Genomic DNA, 23,639 nt, shown 5'->3' on the forward strand with positions numbered 1-23,639 from the left:
GTGGCGCCAGCGTGGCTTCGGGGCGTGGGCCCGGTGGCTCAGCGCTTGAGCCACCTCACCTCGTACCCCTTCAGGTCGAACCGCTGCCCGTCCACCTTGGCGCTGATCTGCCGGTCGAGGGTGTTCGCCACGAGGACCGCCTCGTCGTCGGCGAGGACGCGGAGGTGGGGGCGGTCGTCGGCGGCGACCGTCACCGTCTCGTACGTGGTGCCGGGGCCGAACTCCTTGCCGAACCGCTCGATGAGCTCCAGCATCGGCAACTTGGCGCCGCCATCCGCCTGTTGGGTGGCCGACCACAGGCAGCCCGCGCACTTCGCACCCCGCTTCTGCGGGTTCCAGTAGAAGCCGCTGGTGGCGCCGCCGCGGGCGATCGCCATCAGGCCCGACGCGTGGACGGCCACGCGGTGCGCCTCGGACCAGTCGTCGCGGTTGTCCTGGCTGTCGCCGGGCTCCACGTAGTACTCGGCCCACCACAGGGGCAGGTCCCCGGTCCGCTCGCGCACCCACTCGCCGACGGCCGTGAGCTTCTCGGTGGCCTTGAACTCGTCGGGCAGCATCTCGTCGTCGGCGGTGTAGCTGGCGCCGTCGACGACGACGAAGTCCGCGCCCTTCTTGTGCTTGTTCCAGTACGCGAAGGCGTCGAGGGGCCGCTGGTCGAGACGGCCCCAGGGCCCCTCCACGTCGGAGGCGTTCTGGGTCTGGCGGGGGTCGATGCTGTCCATGACCAGGTAGGGGCCGCCGACCATGATGTTCTTGTCGACCTTCTTCAGCTCGCGGTGGACGAGGTTGTAGAGGTCGGTGTAGCCCTCGTAGTCCCAGCGGGCCTTCTCGTTGTTCCAGAAGCCCTTGAACTCGTTCCAGACGATGAAGTGGCGTACGTCCGGATAGCGCTTGGCGACCGTCGCGGCGAGCCGCGCGAAGTCGTCGTAGTGCTCGCGCTTCGGGGCGGTCTCCAGCGCCTGCTGGCTCCAATCGGTGTTCTCCGCGCCGGGCTTGCCGCCCTTCATCCAGTCCGGGGCGCAGCAGAGCGTGACCACGGGCGTGCCCTTGCTCGCCCGGATGAAGTCGATCCGGCGGTCCATGTCGGAGAAGTCGTAGCGGCCGTCGACCGGTTCCGGGTTGCCCGCGCCCCAGCCCATGATGTGCTGGATCTGCGGGATGGGCCGTCCCTGCCCCGCGAGTTCGCCGCGGACGCGCTCGACGGCTGCCTCCTCGCCCTCGTCCGCGCTGTACTGGGTGTGGGTGAAGCCCCAGCCGACCTCCGGCGCGGTCTCCCTGGGCGGGACCGCGGGCGTGCCGTGCACCTTGTCGCCGTCCGTCGTGGTGCCCTCGGTGCTGCCGTCGTCCCCGGGCATCGTGTAGACCAATGTGATCACCAGGGCCAGTAGGGCCGCACCAACGCCGAGCAGTGCGGTGAGCCGCCACCGCCGTGCATCCGAAAACCACCCATGACGTCCCATCAGCGACAAGCGTATCGGTGGTCATAGGCGGTAGGACAGGTTCCGCACAACAGCTCTTCACCGCGGTCGCGGGCGCCCGGGAGTGTGAACGGCGCGAGGGGGACGTCCCGCGGAAACCGGGTGCGCGGGGGCGCGTGCGTGGCGGATCATGGCGGCATGTCTGCCAACCCTCACGACGCCCTGCCGATCCGGCTCAACGTCGACGACAGCGACTCCCCGTCGGATGTCGTGGACGCGCTGTTCCTCGGCCGCTTCGCGACGGGCGAGCAGCCCTTCTCGCACAGCGCGAACATCGAACGTGTCAAGAAGGGCTCCACCCTGCTCCCGCCCGGGGCGAGGGTGCTGCGGGCCGCCAGGGACGACGACCGCAGCGCGACGCTCGCCGAGGGCGACGGGTGGACACTGCTGGTCTCCCGCTGGAACCGCGGCGCGGACGTCACGGTCACGGCGACCACGGCCGACCTCGCCGAGCGCGTCCTGAAGCAGGCCACGGACGGCTCTTCGGACGAGCCCGAACCCCAGCCGGATAACGTGACCATGGGGTTCTGGTACGTCTCGCCGCGCCGCGGCCCGCACCGCACCACCCGCCAGATCTCGGCCGGTACGTGGGAAGAGGTGCGCCCCAACTACACGGCGCCGGTGGCCGACGCCATGGACAAGCTGATGAAGACGACGCCCGAGGACATCTCGGGGCGCCTGCTCCTCCTGCACGGCCCGCCGGGCACGGGCAAGACGTCGGCGCTGCGGACGCTCGCGCGGTCGTGGCGGGACTGGTGCCAGGTGGACTGCGTCCTGGACCCGGAGCGGCTCTTCGGCGACGTCGGCTATCTGATGGACATCGCGATCGGCGAGGACGACGGCACGGCGAAGGGACGCTGGCGGCTGCTGCTCCTGGAGGACTGCGACGAGCTGATCCGCGGCGAGGCGAAGCACACGGCGGGGCAGGCGCTCTCGCGGCTGCTCAACCTCACGGACGGCCTCCTCGGCCAGGGGCGCAACGTCCTGGTCGGCGTCACCACCAACGAGGACCTGGAGCGTCTGCACCCCGCGGTCGTCCGCCCCGGCCGGTGTCTGGCCCGTATCGAGGTCGGCGCGCTGACCCGGCCCGAGGCGGTGGAGTGGCTCGGCACGGAGGAGGGTGTCTCCCGCGACGGCGCCACCCTCGCCGAACTCTTCGCGCTGCGCCGCGGCACGTCCCCGACGTCGGTCCCCGAGCAGCGGGAGGGGGCGGACGCGGGGCTGTATCTGTAGCCCCCGCGCCCACCGGAGGGCGAGTGCCGTCGTCCGGGGTCAGCCGCGCAGACCCGCTTCGAGCCGGCGGTGGAGGGCGCCGAGCCGGGTGCGGCCGGGCCTGCCGGCGGGCATCCGCCCCACCACCACGCGGACCTGGGGCGGCACTTGCTCCAGCGCCCAGCGGACCTCGTCGTCGCCGACGCCGGGGTCGTCGCCCTCGGCGAACTCACGGGCCCGCGCCTGGTACACCGCGGGTCCGAGGACGTGTTTCAGCTGGTGCGGGGTGGCCAGCGGATGCAGGTAGGGGGCTCCCGCCGCACAGCCCGCGGCGCGGGCGGCGGCCGCGGCCGCGGGGTCGGCGGCCTCGCGTGCGGCCGCGTACGCGCCCCAGGCCGCGGTGCGCAGCCGCACCGTCCGCCGTCCTCCGAGCGCGAAGGCCCGGGCGGCCTCGACCGCCTCGCGCGGTCGGATGTCGGAGGGTGCCTCGGCCTCGAAGAGCGGCAGCGCGCGTGCGGCGCAGGTGACGGCCCAGAGGGTGATGAAGCGGCGGTCGTCCTCGCTCAGTGCGAATTCCTGAACGTCCTTGCTTTCCTGAAGATCCTTGCCTGCCTGAACGTCCTTGCTTTCCTGCGCGTCCTTCCTCATGAAGCTCCATCGTATCTTTGAAGGACCGGTGGAGACTTTCGCAGAGGAACACCTTGTTCTACCGCTCTTTGACGCCGCGAAGCTTCAATCCGGGGTGCTAGCCGGACGTCCCGTAAGCGGCGCGCAGCGCGTCCCGTACGGCGGCCAGCGCGTCCTCCTCGGAGAGGCCGAGCCGCCGGGCCCGCTCGGCGTAGGACTGCGCCGCGGAGGACGCCTCCTTCGCGGCGGCGTCCCCGGCGGCGGCGACGAAGGTGCCGTTGCGGCCCCGGGTCTCGATGACGCCGTCGGACTCAAGGGCCCGGTACGCCTTGGCCACCGTGTTCGCCGCGAGCCCCAGCGACTGGGCGAGCCCTCGTACCGTGGGCAGTTTGTAACCGACGGGCAGCGCGCCCGAACGTGCCTGCCCGGCGATCTGGGCCCGTACCTGCTCGTACGGCGCGTCGCCCGCGCCCTCATCGATGTCGATCTTCAAAGTCACGGAGCGATTCTCCCGTACGGGCCGGAAAATGGGAGGCACCCCGGCGCGCGCCCCGCGTACCGTGCGGCCCATGACTGTGATCGTCCGGACCCTCGCCCCCGACGCCGCCACCGCGGCCGCCGACGACGCGGGGTTCGCCGCCGTACGCCGGGCGTGTGTGCCCGCCATGCTCGCCACCTCCGAGTCGGTCGCCTTCGACCGCGCGCACGCCCATCCGGCCGCCCGGTACCGGCAGTTGATCGCCGAGGCCGACGGGGAGGTCATCGGCACGGCGCAGGTGGGCCTCGCCTACGACAGCCCCGAGCCGGGCCAGGGCTTCGCCAACGTCTACGTGCATCCGCGGCGGCTCGGCACCGGTGCGGGCACGCTTCTGCTGCGCGGCGCGGAGGAGTATCTGGCCGGCGAGGGCGCCAGCACCGTCTACTCCTGGGTCCTCGACGATCCCGCGAGCCTCGCCTTCGCCGCCCGCCGCGGCTACCGCGCGAGCCGCCGCGCGCACTTCCTCCGCCTGGACCTCGCGCACGGCACGCTGCCGCCGCTCCAGGCGCCGGCCGCGGGCGTGGAGCTGGTGAGCGGGTCGGTGTTCGCGGACGACGCGCGGCCGCTCTTCGCGCTGGAGGCGGAGACGGTGGCGGACGAACCGAGCGATGTGACCGCGGAGTTCACGGACTACGCGCACTGGCTCGCCGAGACCTGGCACCACCCGCTGGTCAGCCAGGAGCTCACCACCGTGGCCCTGGTGGACGGCCGCCCCGCCGCCTTCAGCCTGGCCCGCACGGACGGCGCGGGCCGCTACGCCTCGGGCATGACGGGCACCGCGCGCGCCCATCGCGGCCGGGGCCTCGCCAAGCTCGCCAAGAACGACTCCCTGCACCGCGCCCGCGCGGCCGGCTGCACGGAGGCGTTCACGGGCAACGACGCCGGGAACGGACCGATGCTGGCGATCAACAAGTGGTTCGGTTACGAGATCTGCGGAACGGAGGTACGCCATGTCCGGGACCTCGGCTGACGGGCGCCGCTCGGCCACCTCGGAAACCTTGGAGATCGCCCTCGTCAAGGCGGGCCGCACGAAGATCCGCTACCCCGCGGAACTCCTCGACGACGACGGAACACGGATCACGGTCCGCGCCCCCTGGGCGGCCCCCGGCGTCCGCGACTTCGGCTTCGTCCGCTTCGAGCCGGGCGACGTCTTCACCGAGCACTTCTGGCGCGACCGCTGGTACGCCATCAAGGAGGTGTACGCCGCCGACGGCACCTTCAAGGGCTGGTACTGCGACGTGACGCGCCCCGCGGTCCGCGAGGACGGGATCCTGACGGTGGAGGACCTGGACCTCGACCTGTGGTGCTCGGCGGACGCGAGCACCGTACTGCGCCTGGACGAGGACGAGTTCGAGGCGAGCGGCCTGCCCGCCACGGACCCACCGGCGGCCTCCGCGGCCCGCCGCGCCCTCACGGAACTGGAGTCCTTGGCCCGGGGGAACCTCCTCGGCACGGTCTGACACGGGGCGCGGGCCCGAGCGGGACCGACGCGGTGGTGCGCTCACCGTCGTAGGCGACGGGCTCCTCGTCCGACTGCCAGTGCACGGTGAAGCGCTCGCCCCTGTGCCAGGCGGACAGGCCCTCTCGGCAGTACGCCACCATGTCGTGCGGCAGGGAGGTGAGGGGGTGCCAGGCCAGCTCGGCGCACTTGTCCGGCTCGGCGTTGAACGGCTCGCCGCCCGCGCCGTACTCCGCCGTGAAGAACCAGCCCATGCGGGGTGCTTCGCCGGGCCCGCGGTGCTGGACGACGGCTTCCGCCCGCAGGTCCCCCGGGGCGAGGGCGAGGCCGATCTCCTCGCGCGCCTCACGGATCATCGCCGCGCGGACGTCCTCGTGGTCCTCCATGTGGCCCGACGGGAGGTTCCACAGCCCGTCGGCGTATCCGGTGTTGGCGCGGCGGGCCAGCAGGACCTCGTCACCGCGGCGCAGGATCAGGTGGACGTCGACGATCTCCGTGTGCCGCCGCGGGGGCTCGGGCAGCATCCCCACCACCGCGTACCGCTCGTCGTCGACCGGTCCGCCCCACAGGCGCGCGTCCCCCGAGAGGCGTTCGGAGTGCAGGCGGGTGACCAGCGGGGACAGGGCTGCGATCACGCGGGGCATCGGGAGGCCGCGGGGGTGCGTCGCGCCCCACACTCCTTCGACGAGGATCAGGCGGCCGCCGGGGCGCAGGAGGGTGTGCCAGTGGCGCAGGGCCGCCTCGGGGTCCGGGAGGAGCCACAGGACGTGCCGCACGAGGACGGCGTCGAACTTCCGTCCGGCCACTGGTGGGTGGCCCGCGTCGCCGGTGAGTACCTCGGCGTCGTGGCCCGCCAGCTTCTCGCGGGCACGTGCCGCCATGTCCGGCGAGAGGTCGACCGCGGTGACGCGGTGGCCGCGCTCCGCGGCGAGCAGGGCGAGGCTGCCGGTGCCGCACCCCAGGTCCAGCACGTCACCGGGGGTGTCCGGCAGCCACCGCGCGAGCCGCTCCGCCCAGGCCTGGCGCACCGTCTTCTCGCGCAGGCCGTGGTCCGGTTCGTCGTCGAAGGTGGCAGCGGCGGCATCCCAGTCGATCTCCGCGGCGGGTTCGTTCGGCGTCATGTTCCGATCGTGGCATCCGCCACTGACAACGAGTCCGGCACCACCGAGAACGGTGTTCGATCAAAAAGCCGGGCCGCGGAGGTCTAGCACGGGGCTGCGATGGACATCGGTAAGGCAGGGAGGCAGCCATGCGCCGAGTCACCACGCACAAGCCCGCGGTCAAGCCCGTCAGCCGCCGGGTGCGGGAACGCCAAGAGGCCGAGGTTCAGCCACGGGAGAGGCCGGAGGTCCGCAAGGACATCCAGCGGACCTGGTGGCCCGACGGGTGAGCCCCGTCAGGCGCCGCCGTCACGACTCCGCGCCCGCGCCAGCGCCTTCGTCAGCGCCTTCTTCAACAACGGCCACGCCACTATCAGGGCGATGAGGCCGTAGACCGTCACGGAGAAGGGCGTGTCGACGAGCCCGCTGACGCTTCCGTCGCTGATCTGGAGGGCGCGGCGCAGCTGTTGCTCGGCGTTGGGGCCGAGGATGACGCCGATGACAGCGGGCAGGACGGGCAGTCCGTAGCGCCGCATGCCGAGGCCGACGAGGCCGATGACGAGCAGGATGACGAGGTCGATCGGCTCGCCGCCGACCGCGTAGGCGCCGACGGCCGCGAAGAACAGGATGCCCGCGTAGAGGTAGGGCCGCGGGACGCGCAGCAGCTTCGCCCAGAGGGGGGCCAGCGGGAGGTTCAGGGCGAGCAGCAGCACCATGCCCACGAACAGGGACGCGATCAGGCCCCACACCAGGTCGGGTTCGCGTTCGAAGAGCAGGGGGCCCGGCTGGATCCCGTACTGCTGGAAGGCCGCGAGCATCACGGCGGCGACGGCGGTGGTGGGCAGGCCGAGCGTCAGCATGGAGACGAGGGTGCCCGCCGCTGATGCGGACGATGCCGACTCGGGGCCGGCGACGCCCTCGATGGCGCCCTTGCCCCACTCCTCCTGGTGCTTGGACAGGCGCTTTTCGGTGACGTAGGAGAGGAAGGTGGGGATCTCGGCGCCACCGGCCGGGATCGCGCCGAACGGGAAGCCGATGAGGGGGCCGCGCAGCCAGGACTTCCAGCTGCGGCGTACGTCCTTCCTCGCGAGCCAGGGCCGGCCGACGGGGATCGCGTCGGCGCCGGTGCGGCGCAGGTGCGCGGCGACCCACAGGGCCTCGCCGATCGCGAAGAGGCCGACCGCAACGATCACCACGTCGATGCCGTCGGCGAGTTGGAGCGAGCCGAAGGTGAGCCGCTGCTGGCCCGTCATCTGGTCGAGGCCCACGAGGCCGATGGTCAGGCCGATCAGGAGCGAGGCGAGGCCGCGGACGCGGGAGGAGCCGAGGACCGAGGTGACCGCGATGAAGGCGAGCACCATGACCGCGAAGTAGTCCGGCGCGCCGATGCCGACGGCGAGGTCGGCGACGGTCGGCGCGAGGGCGACCAGCAGGACCGTGCCGATCATGCCGCCCGCGAAGTGGCCGATGGCGGCGGCCGCGAGGGCCTGCGCGCCCCGCCCCGCCCTGGCCATGGGGTGGCCTTCCATGGCGGCGACGACGGCGGCGCTCTCGCCGGGGGTGTTGAGCAGGATCGAGGTCGTCGAGCCGCCGAACATCGCCCCGTAGTAGATGCCCGCGAACATGATGAAGGCGCCGGTCGGTTCGAGCCCGTAGGTGACGGGGAGCAGCAGGGCCACGGCCATCGCGGGGCCGATGCCGGGCAGGACGCCGATCGCGGTGCCGAGGAGCACGCCGACCGCGGCCCACAGGAGGTTCAGCGGGGTGAGGGCGGTACCGAAGCCGCCGATGAGGGAGTTGAAGGCGTTCATGTCACAGCACTCCCGTCAGGGGGCCGCCCGGCAGGGGGACGCCGAGCAGGTTGTTGAAGACCGCGTACGTGGTGACGGAGAGCCCTGCGGAGATCAGCGGGTCGCGGTCGGGGTGGCGGCTGCCGAGTGCGTAGGCGGAGCCCCAGAAGAGCAGCGCGCCGGCGACGGGGAAGCCGACGGGCTCGATGAGGACGGCGGTGGCGAGGAAGACGCCCGCCAGGAGCAGGACGGTGCGCCAGTCGGCGGGCTCGGACAGGTCGATGTCCTCGCCGCCCTCGGCCTCGCCGCGGCCGCCGCGCAGGACGTCGACCGCGAGCAGCAGGGCGACGGCGAGGAGGCCGGTGCCCACGGCGACCGGTACGGTCCTCGGGCCGACGGGGCCGCGCTGGGTGATCTCCACGTCCATGGTGAGCGCGTCGGTGAGGACGAGCGTACCGAGGAGCAACAGAAGGACGCTGACGCCGAGTTCGGAGTGTTCGCGCAGCCAGGTGCGGCGGCTTCGCCGGGCGGGGGGTGCGTCGGTGGTGGTCACAGCCCCAGCTCCTTCAGTACCGATACGACGCGCTGGTCCTGGGCGTCCAGGAAGTCGCCGAACCTGTCGCCGGTCAGGAAGGCGTCGTCCCAGCCGTTCGTCTTGAGGGACTTCTTCCACTCGGGCGAGGCGTGCAGCTTCCTGAACAGCTCGGTGAGCTTCTCGCGTTCGGCGTCGGTGAGGCCCGGTGGGGCGACGATGCCGCGCCAGTTGGTGAAGTCCACGTCGTAGCCGGACTCCCTGAGGGTGGGTCCGTCCAGGCCGCGCACCCGCTTCGGGCCGGTCACGGCGAGCAGGCGCAGCTCCCCGGACTTGATCTGGTCCAGGTATTCGCCGACTCCGGAGACACCGAAGGAGACCTTGCTGCCGAGGATCGAGGCGAGCAGTTCGCCGCCGCCGTCGAAGGGGACGTAGTTGACCTTCTTCGGGTCGATCCCGGCGGCGCGTGCCATCAGCATCGGGGCGAGGTGGTCGGGGCCGCCGGGTGCGGAGCCGCCTCCCACGGGCAGTTTGCCGGGGTTCTTCTTCCAGGCCGTGATGAGCTGGTCGATGGTCTTGTACGGGGAGTCCCCGGCGACCACCACGACGTCCTGCTCCTCGGTGAGCCGGGCGATCGGGGTGGTGTCGGCGAGGGTCTTCGGGGAGTGGTTGGAGCGGGCGGCGCCGACGACGCCGAGGCCCATGGACATGGCGAGCTTGCCGTTGCCGTGCTCGCCGACGAGCCGGGTCAGGCCGACGGTGCCGCCGGCGCCGGGCAGGTTGAACACCTCGATGTTGTGGGTGAGTTCGGCGTCCTCGGCGTTCTTCGCGGCGGTGCGGGCGGTGATGTCGTAGCCGCCGCCGGGTGTGTTGGGGACCATGAGGCGCAGGCCGGGGATCTGCGTGCCGGTCCCGGCGCCGCTGCCCGGGGTGAGCAGGGGCGGCGCCACGAGCACGAGGAGCGTGGCGCCGAGCAGGGCGAGGGGGGTGCGCAGGCGCATGTGGGCCACCACCTGTCGGTAACGTCGGACGGGGCATGGGTGTGAGGTGGCCCACATGTTGCCCGGGTGTTAACAACCTGTCTCTCTTCCGGAATCAACGGACGTTGTGGTCGTTGTGGTCGCGCCCATAGCCTGCGGCGATGACAAGGGTCCTGGTCGTGGACGACGACTTCATGGTCGCCAGGCTGCACTCCCGGTACGTCGGCGCGGTGGACGGATTCACCGTGGCCGGTGTCGCCCACAGCGGCTCCGAGGCGCTCGGCGCGGCGGAGCGGCTGCGCCCCGACCTCGTACTCCTCGACGTGTATCTGCCCGACATGGACGGGATCGCGGTGCTCCGTGAGCTGCGGGCCGCCGAGGAGCGCGATCCGGGGCGGCAGCCGGTGGACGCCCTGTTCATCACGGCCGCGCGGGACGCGGAGGTCGTGCGGGCCGCGCTGCGGGCGGGCGCGCTGCACTATCTGATCAAGCCGTTCGACCAGGCGGCCCTGCACGAGCAGTTGAGGCATGTGGCGGCGCTGCGGGCCCGGCTCGACGAGCTGGACGAGGCACGTCAGGAGGACGTCGACCACCTCTTCGGCGCGCGCCCGCCCGGTTCCCGGGGGCTGCCGAAGGGCCTCGCCGCGCACACCGCGGACCTGGTGGAGCAGACCTTGCGGGACCACCCCGGGGGCCTCTCGGCGTCGGAGTGTGCGGGCGCGGGCTCCCTCTCCCGCGTGAGCGCCCGCCGCTACCTGGAGTTCTTCGCGGACACGGGCCGCGCCGAGGTGACGCTCCGCTACGGGGGGACGGGGCGGCCGGTGCGGCGGTATCGGTGGGTGGGGTGAGCCCGCCGACTGAGGTGAGCCCGCCGCGTTCAGCAGCGCTTACTTAAGCCGGGTGCAGGAGCGGGTGGATGGTGTGGTGGACGAGCAGGTGCCCCCACAGCTCCTGCTCGACGCCGCCGGGCCAGCGTGACCGCAGGACCGGCAGGGTGTCCCGTCGCAGCGTACCGACGGCTTCCAGAGACGCCCTGATCCCCCACCGCCGGCGGTACAGGGCTCGCAGAACGGGAGCTGGGTGCGCCTCGTGGTCCACGAGCGTCGTGATCAGGCGGTGCGGAGGGCCGTCGAGCACCCTGACCTTGGTACGCGGCCGCGCGGGCCCGCAGCGCACGTCGCAGAGGTAGGAGCCGTCGGGCAGCGCGGTGCGCTCCGGCAGTACGGCGACCTCCGACGGTCCGGTGCCCTCCTGCGGTACGGGCCAGGCGTCGGCCCGCCACAGCACGTCCGCGCCGGCGGCACGGATCGCGGGCAGCAGTTCCGGGTCGGCCGAGCCGTGGTCGGCGAGCAGCAGGTCTCCACGGGTCAGGGCCGCCAGCAGATCGTTCGTGAGTGCGTGCCCCGTCTCGGCGGGCAACTTCCCGAGCGCGGCCCGGGTGATGGAGTGGCTGCCGCACTCCGCCAGCGCCGCCAGATGCGCCTGCGGCAGGGCCGCGGAGCCCGCCCCGGTGATCGGCGGGTAGCTGTAACGGGCCCGGTTCTCCGGTGTGTCCGGGACGCCCATCGCTGTCGCGTCGACCGCCATCACCCGCCGCCCCAGATAGCGGGCGCACCGTTCCTCCGTGCGCCGCGCCCGTGCGTCGCGCGCGGCTTGCGCGAACAGCGCGGCCAGCGGCTCGGGCCCCAAGCGCACGCGAGCCCGGGAGATGGCAGCGGACGTGGGCGCCGCGGGAGGGCAGCCGTCCTGCCGGGTCACCCAGGACATCGCTTCCGCCAGCCTCCTGGCCACCTGGTCGTAACTGTGCTGGGCGAACAGGCATATGGCGAGGATGAAGTACACGACTGTGCGGGCGGGCAGAAGGCGGTTGCGCCGCTCGGTCCTTCCGCATTCCGCGATCACGCGGTCCACCGCGTCGGGCGGAAACGTACGCATCAGCAGCGCGAGGGCGATGCGGTCGGACAATCCGTCGGTGGCCGCCGCCCTCAACTGCCCCGGCCGTGGCATCGGAGCACCCTCCCGGTCGTATTGATGAATGGCTTGCTTTAAGTCAGCAGTACCAATCGGCACCGACTTGCCCGACCCCTGGCAGGGGTAAACCATGAAAACAAGCCGACACAGCCAAACCTTCCTTCTGCTGTCGGACGCGCATTTCTCGGCTCTGGTTGCATTGCACTTCGAAGAATCGATTCTGTGCAGAAGTCGACGGCCACGCGCGGCATGCGGAAGAAACACAGAAAGGGTTGGGCGATGACAGATCGCGCGTTGCTCATCGGCATCGACGAGTATCCGGATCCGCTGAACAACCTCAACAGTTGCGTCGCCGACACCGTCGCCTTCACCGACCTGCTCGGCCAACTCGACTTCGACAGTTCCGGAATCCGTGTGCTGCTCAACGCGGACGCGACCCTGGCAGCGACCCGGGACGGTCTCGACTGGTTGCTGGACGAGGCCGAGGAGGGGGACCGCCTGGTCTTCTTCCAGTCCTCCCACGGGTACCGCTACCTCAAGGGTGACGTCATGACGGAGGTGCTCTGCGCCTACGACGAGTTCCTGGAGGACACCGAACTCGCCGAGCGCACCGCCCTCCTCCCCCAAGGCGTTCTCACCGTGGTGCTCGACTCCTGCCACTCAGGCGGCATGGAGAAGTCCCTCTTCCGCAGGGGCCTTCAGGAGACCGTGCGCACCAAGGTGTTCACGCCACCCCGGGAGAAGCTCCTGGAACGGGCCAAGTCGGTCTCCCTGGCGCGCGCGCTGAAGCCCTTCGGCCGCACCACCTTGCGCAACGAGGCGTCCCTGACCCTGAACATGGCGCACGTCCCCAACAAGGCGCCCAGGACCAAGGGCGCCATCACCGGGGCGAACGAGCTGAACGCGGTGCTCCTCACCGCCTGTCAGGCGGACCAGACCGCGGCGGCGGGCAGCGCCCCCACCAACGGGCTCTCGGCGTTCACCTACGCCCTGACCACGGAGATGGACCGGTCGGCCTCCGTCTCCGCCCTGCGCGACCGAACCGTGACGCGCATCGAAGGCCTCAACATGAGCCAGACGCCCTGCGCCTTCGCTCCCTCGGATCAACCGCACCTCCTCACCGAAACGTTTATCTCCCGGCAGCAGACAAAGAGCAAGGAGATGATCCGACAGGTCGAGGAGATGCTCAAAGAGGTGGCCTACGCAGGCGGTGGGCACAAACCTTCCACCCCTGGAAAGGGCGAAGGAATCTCAGCGAAAAGTCACACACCGGAGGTAAAGGGAATGAGCACGGTAGAGCTTGAGAAGTCGGTCGGCGCGGCCACCGAAAAGATACTCGCCGGCGTCAAGACGGCGGGTAAGAGCAAGTCGGTCTGGGGCAACGTCCCGTCCGGCCTGGACTACCAGCTGGACACGCAGACGGTCGCCGCCGTTCTCGCCCCCGCCATGGCGGCCGCGATTCCGGTGGACGGCAAGAGCTTCACGGTGCAAGCGTCCGTGACGGACACGGACAATCTCCTCGACAAGGGCTTCTGGGACTCCGCGGCCAGGCTCGCACGGGTCGTCGTACCCGCCGTCCTCGACGAGCTGACCAAGAGCGGCGGTCCCGGGAAGGGTCACTCCAAGGCCGCCGACCCGGACGAGGTGAACCGTGAGATCGCACGGGCGGTCCCGTCGGCCCGGATGGGTGACCCGAAGTTCTTCGGGCTCGTGGAGACGCTGATCGGCATCGCGGCGCCGATCGTCATCAACGCGATCACCAAGGACTTCAAGCCCAACGAGCGTCCCACCGGCGGCAGGATCCAGGTCGATCTGCCGGCCGGCATGAGCGAGAGCGAGAGGAAGAGCTTCTGGGACGACGCCCTCGACGTGGTCAGTACGGCGCTGCCGTACGTCATCCGCGCCATCGCCTAGCGACCGGCGCGGGGACGGCGGCCGCCGCGAACGGCCGCCGTCCCGTCGGCATCCCACCCAGTGGAGGGACTTGCCCGATGCCCGAAGACAACGCCGTCTCCGATGGGACGGCTGCTCGCTGGAGGGCCAGTGCCGGGCAGATCGCCGATACGGCGACAGCGCTGCGCGAGCGGGACCTGGCTCTGGCCAACGCCCCGGACGAGATCGAACGGCGTCAACGGCGGCTGGCCGACCAGGGGCTCGGCCTGGAGGCGCTCGTCGGCGACGACGACTCCGTCGGGACGAACTTCTTGAGTCGCGGCACCACCGCTGCCCGGTCGGTGAGTCGCGTGGTCAGCGTGGCGTCGCGCCGTGATCCGCCCGTCCCGCTCGCCACGGGAGTGCTGATCGCTCCACGGCTGCTCCTGACGAACAACCATGTGGTGCCCGGCGAGGTCGATGCCGCGGAGGCGGCCGCGCAGTTCGGCTTCGAGGTCGATGAGGCGGGCCGTGAGGGTGAGTACGTGACCTGCGCGCTTGCCCCGGAAGTGTGCTGGTTCACCGACGAGGAGCTGGATTTCACCGTGGTGGCCGTCGCCGACTCGCACGGCGAGGCACCGGGAGAGGCCTACGGCTGGGTGCCGCTCATCGAGCAGACCGGGAAAGCGCTCAAGTGCGAGGTGCTGAACGTGATCCACCACCCCGGCGGCGAAAGGAAGCGGGTCAGCATCCGGGCGAACCGGATGGTGGCCCAGGACGAGATCTGGCTGCGGTACACCAGTGACACCCGGAAGGGCTCGTCGGGAGCGCCCGTCTTCAACGATCAGTGGGAGATGGTCGCGCTCCATCGCCGAGGTATCAAATTGCTGGACGAACAGGGAGCGCCGGTCGCCCGCGGCGGGGAGCGCTGGACACCCGAGATGGGTCGTGACGCCGCTGTGTACATGGGAAACGAAGGCGCCAGGGTGAGCAGAATCGTCAAGCGGCTGAGAGCGGCCCCTCTCACCCCGCCGATGCGGACCCTGATCGATGCGGCGATCGAGGCGGGTGCAGACGTATGAACGCGACGTTGGTGTTGGTCCACGGCCGCAAGCAGGAGTGGAAGGACCCCGTCGAGCTCCGGCGCACATGGCAGGCGGGGCTGGCGGCAGGGCTTGTCAAAGCGGGCTTGCCGCCGGTGGACGGCCCCGTGCTCTTCCCGTACTTCGGGAACGTACTGCGCAGGATCACTGACACCTTGGCCCAGAGCAATGCGGCCATCGACCTGGAAACGCTGCCCTCGGACCCCGACAGGCCGGGCCCGCTGCACCCCTGGCTGGGGTCGGACATCGGCGTGATGGAACGGAAGATGCTGGAGGACATGGCCGTCGGAGCGGGCTGGGTTCCCGGGAACGCCGACGACGACCTGGAACGCCTCTCGGACGTACTTTCCTGGTCGGTCGCCCGGCACGCGCTCGACTGGCTCGGCCGCACCACCCCGTTCGACCAGGCGTTCATCGCCGCGCATCTGCGCGATGTGGCCGTCTACTTGACGCGCGCCAGGGCCGAGGTCCTCTCGCACGTGAGGGAGCAACTCCCCTCCGACGGACCCGTCGTCCTGGTCTCGCACAGCCTGGGGACCGTGGTGGCCCGTGATCTGCTCGGTGATCCCGGCCTGCGCGCGCGTACCGTTCTGTGGGTGACGGCAGGCTCTCCGCTGGGCATCGACGCCGTCCGCAAGAACCTCGGCCACCCGACGTACGCGGACAACCCCGGGGTGGAATGGCTGAGTGCCTACGACGTCAACGACATCGTGGCCCTTGGGCACCCGTTGCGGAGAAAGTGGGGCCCTCCGCTCAAGGACGTCGAAGTGGAGAACGGCGAAGCGCCACACTCCATCGAACGCTATCTCGGCCACCCCGAGGTAGCCGGACCGATCGGCGCGGCACTGGCGGCCAAGGGCCCAGCCTGAGCCCTTGGTTAGCCTTTCCTTAAAGCGACCATAAGGATCTCCGTCCCCGGCCTCCAGCCGGGGATTTCGCGGTTTTCAGGGGCTAGCTTTCTGGTCGCGTCCCCCTGAACCGCCGTTTTGAGGAGAACCCCATGACCGCTCGCCGCAAGGCCGCCGCGATCGCCGCCGCCGGTGTCGCCCCGCTCGCCCTGACCGCCCTGTCGGCGACGCCCGCCGCCGCGCACGGATCGATGACGGATCCGGTCAGCCGGGTCTCCGCCTGCTTCCAGGAGGGTCCTGAGGCCCCGAAGTCCGCCGCCTGCAAGGCCGCCGTCGCCGCAAGCGGCGCACAGGCCTTCTACGACTGGAACGGCGTGAACATCGCCAACGCCGCCGGGAAGTCGAAGCAGATCATCCCCGACGGCAAGCTGTGCAGCGCCGGCAACGACAAGTACAAGGGCCTCGACCTGCCGCACACGGACTGGCCGGCCAGCAAGCTGTCCGCCGGGAAGCACACCTTCCGTTACAAGGGCACCGCCCCGCACAAGGGCTCCTTCGAGCTGTACGTCACGAAGGACTCCTACGACCCGGCGAAGCCCCTGAAGTGGTCGGACCTGGAGGCGAGGCCCTTCGTCAAGGTCACCGACCCGAGGATGGAGAACGGCGACTACGTCTTCGACGGGAAGGTCCCCGCCAGGTCGGGCCGTCACCTCATCTACTCGGTCTGGCAGCGCTCGGACTCCCCCGAGGCCTTCTACACCTGCTCCGACGTCGTCTTCGGCAAGGACAGCGGCGGCTCGGGCTCCGCCCCGGCCCCGGCCGCGTCCGCCCCCTCCGACAAGGAGATCGAGGCGGGCGCCGAGAAGTCCACGGTCGAGCACCACGGCCACGGGGACGCCGACGCCAAGACGGGCGCGGAGGCCACCGGCGCCGCCCCCGCCGCTCCCGCCGCCGCTCCCGCCGCCGACGGCGACGCGGCGGCGGCCGGCAACGAGCCCGAGGTGAACGGCGGCGCCGAGAAGCCGGTCACCACCGCGGCCGGCACCGACGACAACCTCGCCGAGACCGGCGGCGACAGCACCACGCCCTACCTCGCGATGGGCGGCGCGGCCGCCCTCGCCGTCGGCGCCGCGGCGATGTTCGCCACGACCCGCCGCCGCACCGCCGGACGCCACGGCCGCTGAGCCGTAGGCACCGGTTGACGGGCTGGGCCGCTGCTACGACAGGCACGTGCTCGGCGTCGCATGCTCCGGGTCGAGCGCGTTCGCCACCTCGTGGTGGGCCACTCGGTCCAGGACGCCGACCGCCAGATGCTCCGCCACGTCGACGCGGCAGAGGTCCTGGACGGTCACGTTGCGCACGTCGGGGCCGTCCAGGAACTGGCTGCGGTACGGGGTGACCACCTCGTCGTACTTGGTGGCGATGACGGTGTAGCGCACGCCGGGCACGGTGTCCCCGCCCTTGTTGAGCCTGGTCAGGAAGGGCGATCCGGCCACCTGGTCGGCGAGGCTCGGCGTCTTGGTGGTCAGCAGGTCCTCGACCCCGGGGAAGTACGGCAGCAGTTTGGTGAGGCCGAGCAGCGTGGTGCCGTGGTTGTCGGGCGCGAGGCCGATGAGGGCGTTCACCTTGTCGGCGCCCCCGAGGAACTTGAGGTAGTGGCGGGGCATCATGCCGCCCTGCGAGTGGCCGACGAGGTCCGCCTCCTCCGCGCCCGTCGAGGCGAGCACCTTGTCGACGAAGCCGTCGAGCTGCTCGGCCGACTTGTCGATGGGGCCGAGCCCGTGGAAGAACGGCACGTCCTTCAACTGGCCGTAGTCCAGGGAGTAGACGCAGTAGCCGCGCCTGACCAGGTAGGGCGCGAGGACGAGCCAGTTGTCGACGGAGTTCCCGAACGTGCCGTGCACGAGGACGACCGGGCGAGGGTGCGCGGTGGAGGGCTTGCAGCTGTAGTCGTTCCAGCCACGGGACGTGGTGGCCTCCGCCACGGAAGCGGAAGCGGAAGCGGTGGGGGTGAGGGTGACCGCGCCCGTGACGAGCAGGGCGGCGGCGAGCGCGCGCAGCGCTCGTCTCCAGGGCAGCATCGTGTGGTCTCCTTGCGGCTCAAGGGAGTTGCGATGGCTGTACGCCCTGTGATCCGGATCGACAGGATGCCGTGCTCACGTCAAATTACGCGCCGGTAGATGAAGAGTGAAGCGCCGCGACACGACAACTTCCAGTGATTACTGGCAGAGTCCCGACACCGGTGGGGTTCCGCTGCCGGCGGTGCTCAGATACTGGCGGGGCTCCGGTACTGGCGGGCCCCGCGCTCACCGTTGGGGTGCCACCAGCCCCATCTCGTAGGCGAGGTCATCGGCGTTCCGCCTGATCAGCCGGGTGGCCTCGATGCCGTCCACGCCCGGCATGCGGATGTCCATGACGACGACGTCGGGGCGTACGTCCCTGGCCGGCCGGACCGCTTCGGCGCCCGCGCCCGCCTCCCCCACGACCTCGATGTCCGCGGTGTCGGCCATCAGGACGCGCAGGCCCGCGCGTACCAGCGGCTGGTCGTCGGCGAGGACCACGCGGGCGGCTCTTGCGCTCATCGGGGGGCCTGTGCCGGGACGGGCAGCCTGGCCGCGACCCGGAAGCCGCCCTCGGGGCGCGGCCCCGCGCTGAAGTCACCGTTCAGCAGGCCCACACGCTCGCGCATACCGAGAGGCCGTATCCGTCGCCCGCGGGCAGCTTTCCGACGCCGCGTCGACGACCTCGACGGTCACGTCGGCGTCGCCGTGGACGACGGTCACCCGGCACGCGCCGGTACCCGCGTGGCGTACGACGTTGGTGAGCGCCTCTTGGAGAACGCGGAACGCGGCCAGGTCGATGTCGGCGGGCAGGGGCCGGGGCTCACCGTGCCGGTGGACCTGGGCGCGGACGCCGGCGTCCCGCCGGACCGCCGCGCGGTGATCGCGGCGAAGTCGGTCGTGGTCACGGCGGTGATGTGCGGGCTCGGCGCGGTCGTCGCGGGTGTCGTTCGGCGTGACGCAGGCGCCGCTGCGGGACGAGGGCGGGCTTTCGATCGGCGACGCGGGGGCCCTGCGGCCCGTCGCGGCCTCGGCGCCGCTCACGCCGGTGTGCGCACTGGTCGGCATGGCGCTCGGGGCGGTCGTCCGGCACGCCGCGGGCACGGTCACCGCGGTGGCCGTGTGCTCCTGCTGCTCCCGGCGCTCCTCCAGGGCGACACCTACCGGTGGATCAAGGAGATCGGCAACGCGATGGCTCACCGCGTGGTGACGGTGACAGTGGTGTGCCGCAGGGACGTGTGAGCCCGGGGGCGCCGGACGTGTGAGCGGAGCCGCCCCGGACACTCGCCCCAGTTACGGACAGTGTCTGCTGCGCGCCACTCCGTTACCCTCTCCACCCCCCTCCTCCCTCTTGAGTCGCTCGACGACTGCGGCGCGGTGCGCGCCGGGACGTTTTCCTCCAACCATGCCGCCCGGTCGGGGATGTGACGGCGCAGCACCTGTTCCGGCCGCCGCTCCCCCGCTGCCAAATCGATGCCGTGTTCGAATCATGTCGCTGACCAGGGCTGATGAAGGTTAGACTAATCGAACGAGCGTACGATGAATGTATCGGGCATACGACGTAAAAGGGTCAACATGGGGTGGAGTGATGGAGGTGCGGCATGGCGGGCTTCGCCCATCTGCACGTCGCGTCCGGTTACTCCGAGCGCTACGGCGCCGCCCACCCCGAGCAGCTCGCCCTGCGGGCCGCCGAGCGAGGCGTGACGGCGCTCGCGCTCACCGACCGGAACACGGTCACCGGTGCCGTCCGGTTCGCGCAGGCATGCGCGGGAACCGGGGTGCGGCCGATCTTCGGTATCGACCTGGCGGTGGAGGCCCTGGCGCCCCCGCCGCCCGCCCAGCGACGCCGCACCCCGGTGCGCGGCGGCGCGCACGTCGTCGAGCCGCCGCTGCGGTTCGTGCTGCTGGCGCAGAACCGCGCCGGGTGGGCGCGGCTGTGCCGCATCACGTCGGCCGCCCACGTGGGCACCGCGTCCGGCGCGGCACCGGTGGTGGTGCCGTGGGAGGCGCTGCGCGAATACGGCGGTCCCGGTCTGACCGTGCTGCTCGGGCCGCTCTCCGAGCCGGTACGAGCCTTGGCGGCCGGGCGGGAAGACGTCGCGATGAAGCTGCTGGCGCCGTGGCGGGAGATCTTCGGGAGTGGGGTCAGGCTGGAAGTCGTAGCGCATAAACGTTCCTCCATCGGTCCTGGATCCCTCCGCCTGGCTGCCCGCACCCTGGCGCTGGCCGACCGCACCCACACCACCGCGGTGCTCTCCAACGCCGTCCGCTACGCCGACCCCGACCAGCACCGCCTCGCCGACGTCCTGGACGCCGCCCGGCTGCTGCGGCCCATCGACCGGCGCCGCCTGGACAGCGGACAGCGCTGGCTCAAGGACGAGAAGGCGATGACGGCCGTCGCGCACCTGGTTGCCCAATGCGCCGGAGCCGACGCCCGGCGGGCCCACCGCCTGGTGGCGGACACCGCCGCCACCGCGGCCCTGTGCGCCGTCGACCCCGGAGCGGACCTGGGGCTGGGCACGCGGCATTTCCCGGAGCCCTCGCTCTTCGGCGCCGAGCCCGGAGCGGGAGGAGCGACACGACTGCTGCGCCGGCAGTGCGAGGCCGGCCTGGCCCGGCGGGGCCTGGACCGCGACCGAGCGGCGCTCGACCGGCTGGACGAGGAACTCAAGGTGATCTCCACGCTGGACTACGACTCGTACTTCCTCGCCGTCGGCCAGGTCGTGGCCGACATCCGGGCCAAGGGCATCAGGGTCGCGGCCCGCGGCTCGGGCGCCGGTTCGATGGTCTGCCACGCGCTGGGCGTCGCCACCGCGAACCCGCTCGACCACCGTCTGCTGTTCGAACGCTTCCTGAGTGTGCGCCGGGCTTCCCTGCCCGACATCGACATCGACGTGGAGTCCGCCCGCCGGCTGGAGTGCTACGACACGATCTTCGACCGGTTCGGCAAGGAGCGGGTCGCCGTCACCGCCATGCCCGAGACCTACCGGGCCCGCCGCGCCCTGCGCGACACCGGCCTCGCCCTCGGAATCGCGCCCGCGGAAGTCGACCGGATCGCCAAGAGCTTCCCGCACCTGAGAGCTTCCGACATCACGGGCGCGCTCACCGAACTGCCCGAACTGAGGCAGCTGGCGGCCGAGGCGCACCGGTACGGACCGCTGTGGGAGCTCGCGGAGGGCCTCGACTCCCTGGTCCACGGCATGGCCATGCACCCCTGCGGAGTGGTCATCAGCGACGCGACGCTCCTGGACCGGCTGCCGGTGCAGCCCACCCCGCAGGGCGATTACCCCATGGCCATGGCGGCGAAGGAGGAGATCGAGGACCTGGGCAACATCAAGCTGGATGTGCTGGGCGTACGCATGCAGTCGGCGATGTCTCACGCCGTCGCCGAGATCGAACGGACGACCGGTAACCACATCGACCTGGACGACCCCAAGCAGGTACCGCTCGACGACGTCTTCGCCTTCAAGCTCATCCAGGAGAGCCAGACCCTGGGCCTGTTCCAGCTGGAGTCCCCCGGCCAGCAAGACCTGCTGTCCAGGTTGCAGCCGCGCGACCCGCAGGACGTCATCGCCGACATCAGCCTCTTCCGACCCGGACCGGTCGCCGGGGGCATGCCCGAGCGGTACATCGCCGCACGTCATGGCGGCACTCCGACGTACGCCCATCCGGACCTGGAACCGGTGCTCGCCGACACCTACGGCGTGACCATCTGGCACGAGCAGATCATCGAGACCCTGGCGGTCATGACCGGCTGCGACTACGCGCTGGCCGAGGTCGCCCGGCGGGCGCTCGGCGAGAAGGACCGGCTGCCGAAGCTCAGGGACTGGTTCCACGGCCTGGCACGCGCGCGTGGCTACAGTGCGGCCGTCCGGGACGAGGTCTGGAAGACCGTCGAGGCCTTCGGCGCCTACGGCTTCTGCCGCGCCCACGCGGTCGCCTTCGCCGTACCCGCCCTCCAGAGCGCCTGGCTCAAGGCGCACCACCCGGCATACCTGCTGGCCGGCCTGCTCGAACACGACCCCGGGATGTGGCCCAAGCGCGTCCTCGTCTCCGACGCCCGTCGCCGCGGTGTACAGGTCCTGCCCGTCGACATCAACCACTCCCAGGTGAAACACACCGTGGAGAAGACCGACGGAGAGCAGCGGGGCGTACGGCTCGCCCTCTCCGCGGTGCACGGCATCAGCGAGGACGAGTGCGTACGAATCGAACAAGGCCAGCCCTACCGATCCCTCTCCGACTTCTGGCAGCGTGCCCGCCCCAGCAGACCCACTGCCGAACGCCTCGCCGAAATAGGCGCCCTGAACTCCCTCCACGACGGCCGCCTCACGCGCCGCGACCTGCTGCTCCAGATCGCCGAACTCCACCGGGCCTCCCGCACCCGGTCCGTCGGCAAGGGCCAACTGCCCATCGAAGCGGGCCCCGTGGGCGGGGCGGAGCCGAGCGGCCTGCCGGAACTGACCGGACGCGAAGCCCTCAGTGCCGAGCTGAGCACCCTCGGCATCGACGTCTCCAGGCACCTGATGGAGCACCACCACCGCCTCATGCGCGAGATCGGCGCGACCGACGCGGCCCACCTGGCCGGAGTGCGCGCCGGCCAGCAGGTCCTGGTCGCCGGCGTACGGGCCTCCACCCAGACCCCGCCCATCGCCAGCGGCAAGCGCATCATCTTCGTCACCCTGGAGGACGGCTCCGGCTTGGTCGACCTGGCCTTCTTCGAGGACTCCCACCCGGCCTGCGCGCACACCGTCTTCCACAGCGGACTGCTGCTGGTGCGCGGCACGGTCCAGGTGCGCGGCACCCGCCGAACCGTCGTCGGCACCATGGCCTGGGACCTGGACGAGATCGCCGCAGCCCGCCGCGACAACGGCCCCGAGGCCGCACTCGCCCTCCTCGGCGAGAGCCACCCGCACCCGACCCCGGCCCAGCCGCAGCGGACCCTGGCCAACGGCACCACCGGCGCCCGGTTGCATCCCTACGCCGACCTCCAACCGGCCGGCACCCGCTCGGCCGACCTGAAGAAGTTCGGCTACACCAGTCCGGGGAGCGCAGGATGACTGCGCGGCAGCGGTACGTCGCCCACCTCCACCTGCACGCCGCGCTGAACGAGCTTCAGTACGACGACGTCATGGAAGTGATGTCTGGTGTCACGCCTCATGTCCAGGCCGTTCCGCCCCACGCCGTCCAGCTCGACCTGACGTCGGCCATCAGATACTTCGACCTGTCCGCCTATGACGTCGTTCAGTTGGCGAAGCTCAGGTTGAAGGCTCTCTACGGCGTCGACAGCAACGCCGGGCTCGCGAGCAACCGCATGCTGGCGGCCATGGCGGCCGACGCGTCCGCGCCGGGAGAGACCACCTGGGTCCCCGCCGATCGCGTGGCCGACTGGCTGTACCCGCGGCCCGTCACCGCGCTGCCCGGGGTCGGGCGCACCACGGCGGAAACGCTTCACAGATACGGCCTGCACACCATCGGCCAGCTCACCGGCCTGCCCTCGGTGACCCTGCAACGGCTCCTCGGCGTCGGTCAGGCGCGGTTGCTGGCCGAGCGCGCCCGCGGCCATGACCCCCGCCCGGTCACCCTCTCCGAACCGGCAGCGCACTTGGTCGCCGATCTCGTACTGGAGCGGGACTGCCTCGACCCGGCACAGCACCACCGCGCGGTTCTGGAGCTGGCCGACCGGATCGGCCAACGCCTGCGCGGCGAAAGCCAGATCGCGAGCCGACTCGCCCTCACGGTGCGGTACGCCGACCGCAGCTCCACCACACGTACCCGTACCCTGCCGGAACCCACCAACCACTCGCCCGCCCTCACCGCGGCCGCGCTGGGCCTGCTGGCCGGTCTCGGACTCCAGCGAGCGAGAGTGCGCGCCTTCATGATCCGCGCGGACGACCTGTTGCCGACCGACAGGGCCTACCACCAGCTCTTGCTGGATCCCGGCGATGCCCGCGCCCGCGCGGCCGAAGCCGCCGCGGACCGCGCCCGTCGGCGCTTCGGACCGGGGGCTGTACGTCCAGCCGCGCTGGCTTAGGGCGGATTGCCTGTCGCGTGGTGTCATGAGTCCCCCCT

Annotated in this window: 21 protein-coding genes and 1 pseudogene; 11 read left to right on the forward strand and 11 right to left on the reverse strand. The window is 71.3% G+C overall.

Annotation, left to right across the window (positions count from 1 at the left end; translation table 11 throughout):
* Nucleotides 1-38: 38 nt before the first annotated feature.
* Nucleotides 39-1,460, reverse strand: a complete 1,422-nt coding sequence (locus CP975_RS06930) for a GH39 family glycosyl hydrolase (RefSeq protein WP_055526441.1) — start codon at nucleotides 1,458-1,460, stop codon at nucleotides 39-41.
* Between the two features lie 156 nt (nucleotides 1,461-1,616).
* On the opposite strand from CP975_RS06930, the gene CP975_RS06935 reads away from it, so the two are divergent.
* The gene (locus CP975_RS06935) at nucleotides 1,617-2,711 is read left to right on the forward strand and encodes a DUF5925 domain-containing protein (protein WP_055526444.1); all 1,095 of its coding nucleotides are present in this window, start codon (nucleotides 1,617-1,619) and stop codon (nucleotides 2,709-2,711) included.
* Nucleotides 2,712-2,750: 39 nt separating this feature from the next.
* Here the strand turns inward: CP975_RS06935 and CP975_RS06940 are convergent, their stop codons facing one another.
* A complete protein-coding gene (locus tag CP975_RS06940) occupies nucleotides 2,751-3,338 on the reverse strand; it encodes a putative immunity protein (protein ID WP_246201420.1) in 588 nt (195 codons plus the stop codon).
* 97 nt (nucleotides 3,339-3,435) lie between these two features.
* On the reverse strand, nucleotides 3,436-3,816 hold the full coding sequence (locus tag CP975_RS06945; RefSeq protein ID WP_055526445.1) for a GntR family transcriptional regulator: 381 nt from the start codon (nucleotides 3,814-3,816) through the stop codon (nucleotides 3,436-3,438).
* Nucleotides 3,817-3,886: 70 nt separating this feature from the next.
* Between CP975_RS06945 and CP975_RS06950 the strand changes: the two genes are divergently transcribed.
* Both CP975_RS06950 and CP975_RS06955 read left to right on the forward strand, forming a co-directional pair.
* Entirely contained in the window at nucleotides 3,887-4,825 is a 939-nt protein-coding gene (locus CP975_RS06950) for a GNAT family N-acetyltransferase (RefSeq protein WP_055526446.1), read from the forward strand.
* Nucleotides 4,806-5,315: a ribonuclease FAU-1 family protein gene (locus tag CP975_RS06955; protein ID WP_055526447.1), complete on the forward strand. Its 510-nt coding sequence runs from the start codon at nucleotides 4,806-4,808 to the stop codon at nucleotides 5,313-5,315. Before CP975_RS06950 ends, CP975_RS06955 begins: the two co-directional genes overlap by 20 nt.
* On the opposite strand, the gene CP975_RS06960 is transcribed toward CP975_RS06955, so the two are convergent.
* On the reverse strand, nucleotides 5,266-6,435 hold the full coding sequence (locus CP975_RS06960; protein WP_055526448.1) for a methyltransferase domain-containing protein: 1,170 nt from the start codon (nucleotides 6,433-6,435) through the stop codon (nucleotides 5,266-5,268). The genes CP975_RS06955 and CP975_RS06960 overlap by 50 nt on opposite strands.
* A 128-nt stretch (nucleotides 6,436-6,563) precedes the next feature.
* Between CP975_RS06960 and CP975_RS34965 the strand changes: the two genes are divergently transcribed.
* The gene (locus CP975_RS34965) at nucleotides 6,564-6,704 is read left to right on the forward strand and encodes a hypothetical protein (RefSeq protein WP_164551702.1); all 141 of its coding nucleotides are present in this window, start codon (nucleotides 6,564-6,566) and stop codon (nucleotides 6,702-6,704) included.
* Between the two features lie 6 nt (nucleotides 6,705-6,710).
* On the opposite strand, the gene CP975_RS06965 is transcribed toward CP975_RS34965, so the two are convergent.
* From CP975_RS06965 to CP975_RS06975, 3 genes are read right to left on the reverse strand one after another with little or no spacing between them, the layout of a single operon-like run.
* Complete coding sequence (locus CP975_RS06965; RefSeq protein ID WP_055526451.1) at nucleotides 6,711-8,225, reverse strand: tripartite tricarboxylate transporter permease; 1,515 nt, start codon at nucleotides 8,223-8,225, stop codon at nucleotides 6,711-6,713.
* Nucleotide 8,226: 1 nt separating this feature from the next.
* Nucleotides 8,227-8,757: a tripartite tricarboxylate transporter TctB family protein gene (locus tag CP975_RS06970; protein ID WP_055526453.1), complete on the reverse strand. Its 531-nt coding sequence runs from the start codon at nucleotides 8,755-8,757 to the stop codon at nucleotides 8,227-8,229.
* A complete protein-coding gene (locus tag CP975_RS06975) occupies nucleotides 8,754-9,737 on the reverse strand; it encodes a Bug family tripartite tricarboxylate transporter substrate binding protein (RefSeq protein ID WP_055526455.1) in 984 nt (327 codons plus the stop codon). The genes CP975_RS06970 and CP975_RS06975 overlap by 4 nt, the downstream gene beginning before the upstream one ends.
* 140 nt (nucleotides 9,738-9,877) lie before the next feature.
* Here CP975_RS06975 and CP975_RS06980 point away from each other — a divergent pair, with 140 nt between their 5' ends.
* The gene (locus CP975_RS06980; protein ID WP_055526458.1) at nucleotides 9,878-10,564 is read left to right on the forward strand and encodes a response regulator; all 687 of its coding nucleotides are present in this window, start codon (nucleotides 9,878-9,880) and stop codon (nucleotides 10,562-10,564) included.
* A 43-nt stretch (nucleotides 10,565-10,607) separates the two neighbouring features.
* Here the strand turns inward: CP975_RS06980 and CP975_RS06985 are convergent, their stop codons facing one another.
* Complete coding sequence (locus tag CP975_RS06985) at nucleotides 10,608-11,723, reverse strand: IS4 family transposase (RefSeq protein WP_167532671.1); 1,116 nt, start codon at nucleotides 11,721-11,723, stop codon at nucleotides 10,608-10,610.
* Between the two features lie 243 nt (nucleotides 11,724-11,966).
* Between CP975_RS06985 and CP975_RS06990 the strand changes: the two genes are divergently transcribed.
* From CP975_RS06990 to CP975_RS07005, 4 genes are all read left to right on the forward strand, one after another.
* The gene (locus CP975_RS06990) at nucleotides 11,967-13,601 is read left to right on the forward strand and encodes a caspase family protein (RefSeq protein ID WP_167532672.1); all 1,635 of its coding nucleotides are present in this window, start codon (nucleotides 11,967-11,969) and stop codon (nucleotides 13,599-13,601) included.
* 77 nt (nucleotides 13,602-13,678) lie between these two features.
* Nucleotides 13,679-14,641, forward strand: a complete 963-nt coding sequence (locus CP975_RS06995) for a trypsin-like serine peptidase (RefSeq protein ID WP_055526465.1) — start codon at nucleotides 13,679-13,681, stop codon at nucleotides 14,639-14,641.
* On the forward strand, nucleotides 14,638-15,531 hold the full coding sequence (locus tag CP975_RS07000) for a PGAP1-like alpha/beta domain-containing protein (RefSeq protein WP_055526474.1): 894 nt from the start codon (nucleotides 14,638-14,640) through the stop codon (nucleotides 15,529-15,531). The genes CP975_RS06995 and CP975_RS07000 overlap by 4 nt, the downstream gene beginning before the upstream one ends.
* A 131-nt stretch (nucleotides 15,532-15,662) precedes the next feature.
* Nucleotides 15,663-16,694, forward strand: a complete 1,032-nt coding sequence (locus CP975_RS07005; RefSeq protein WP_055526477.1) for a lytic polysaccharide monooxygenase auxiliary activity family 9 protein — start codon at nucleotides 15,663-15,665, stop codon at nucleotides 16,692-16,694.
* A 33-nt stretch (nucleotides 16,695-16,727) separates the two neighbouring features.
* Here CP975_RS07005 and CP975_RS07010 read toward each other — a convergent pair whose 3' ends face one another.
* From CP975_RS07010 to CP975_RS35375, 3 genes and pseudogenes are all read right to left on the reverse strand, one after another.
* Entirely contained in the window at nucleotides 16,728-17,591 is an 864-nt protein-coding gene (locus CP975_RS07010; protein ID WP_055526479.1) for an esterase/lipase family protein, read from the reverse strand.
* A 270-nt stretch (nucleotides 17,592-17,861) separates the two neighbouring features.
* A pseudogene (locus CP975_RS07015) lies at nucleotides 17,862-18,092 on the reverse strand (response regulator); the annotation flags it as partial.
* Between the two features lie 75 nt (nucleotides 18,093-18,167).
* Nucleotides 18,168-18,680 carry a sensor histidine kinase gene (locus tag CP975_RS35375; protein WP_055526483.1) on the reverse strand — a complete coding sequence of 171 codons (513 nt, stop codon included), beginning with the start codon at nucleotides 18,678-18,680 and terminating at the stop codon, nucleotides 18,168-18,170.
* Between the two features lie 491 nt (nucleotides 18,681-19,171).
* Between CP975_RS35375 and CP975_RS07025 the strand changes: the two genes are divergently transcribed.
* Nucleotides 19,172-22,627, forward strand: coding sequence for a DNA polymerase III subunit alpha (locus CP975_RS07025; protein WP_055526486.1), 3,456 nt, complete (start codon nucleotides 19,172-19,174; stop codon nucleotides 22,625-22,627).
* Nucleotides 22,624-23,601: a DNA polymerase Y family protein gene (locus CP975_RS07030; RefSeq protein ID WP_150476675.1), complete on the forward strand. Its 978-nt coding sequence runs from the start codon at nucleotides 22,624-22,626 to the stop codon at nucleotides 23,599-23,601. The genes CP975_RS07025 and CP975_RS07030 overlap by 4 nt, the downstream gene beginning before the upstream one ends.
* Nucleotides 23,602-23,639: the final 38 nt, after the last annotated feature.

This window comes from Streptomyces alboniger (genome assembly GCF_008704395.1).
In the GTDB taxonomy this organism is placed as follows: Bacteria; Actinomycetota; Actinomycetes; order Streptomycetales; family Streptomycetaceae; genus Streptomyces; species Streptomyces alboniger.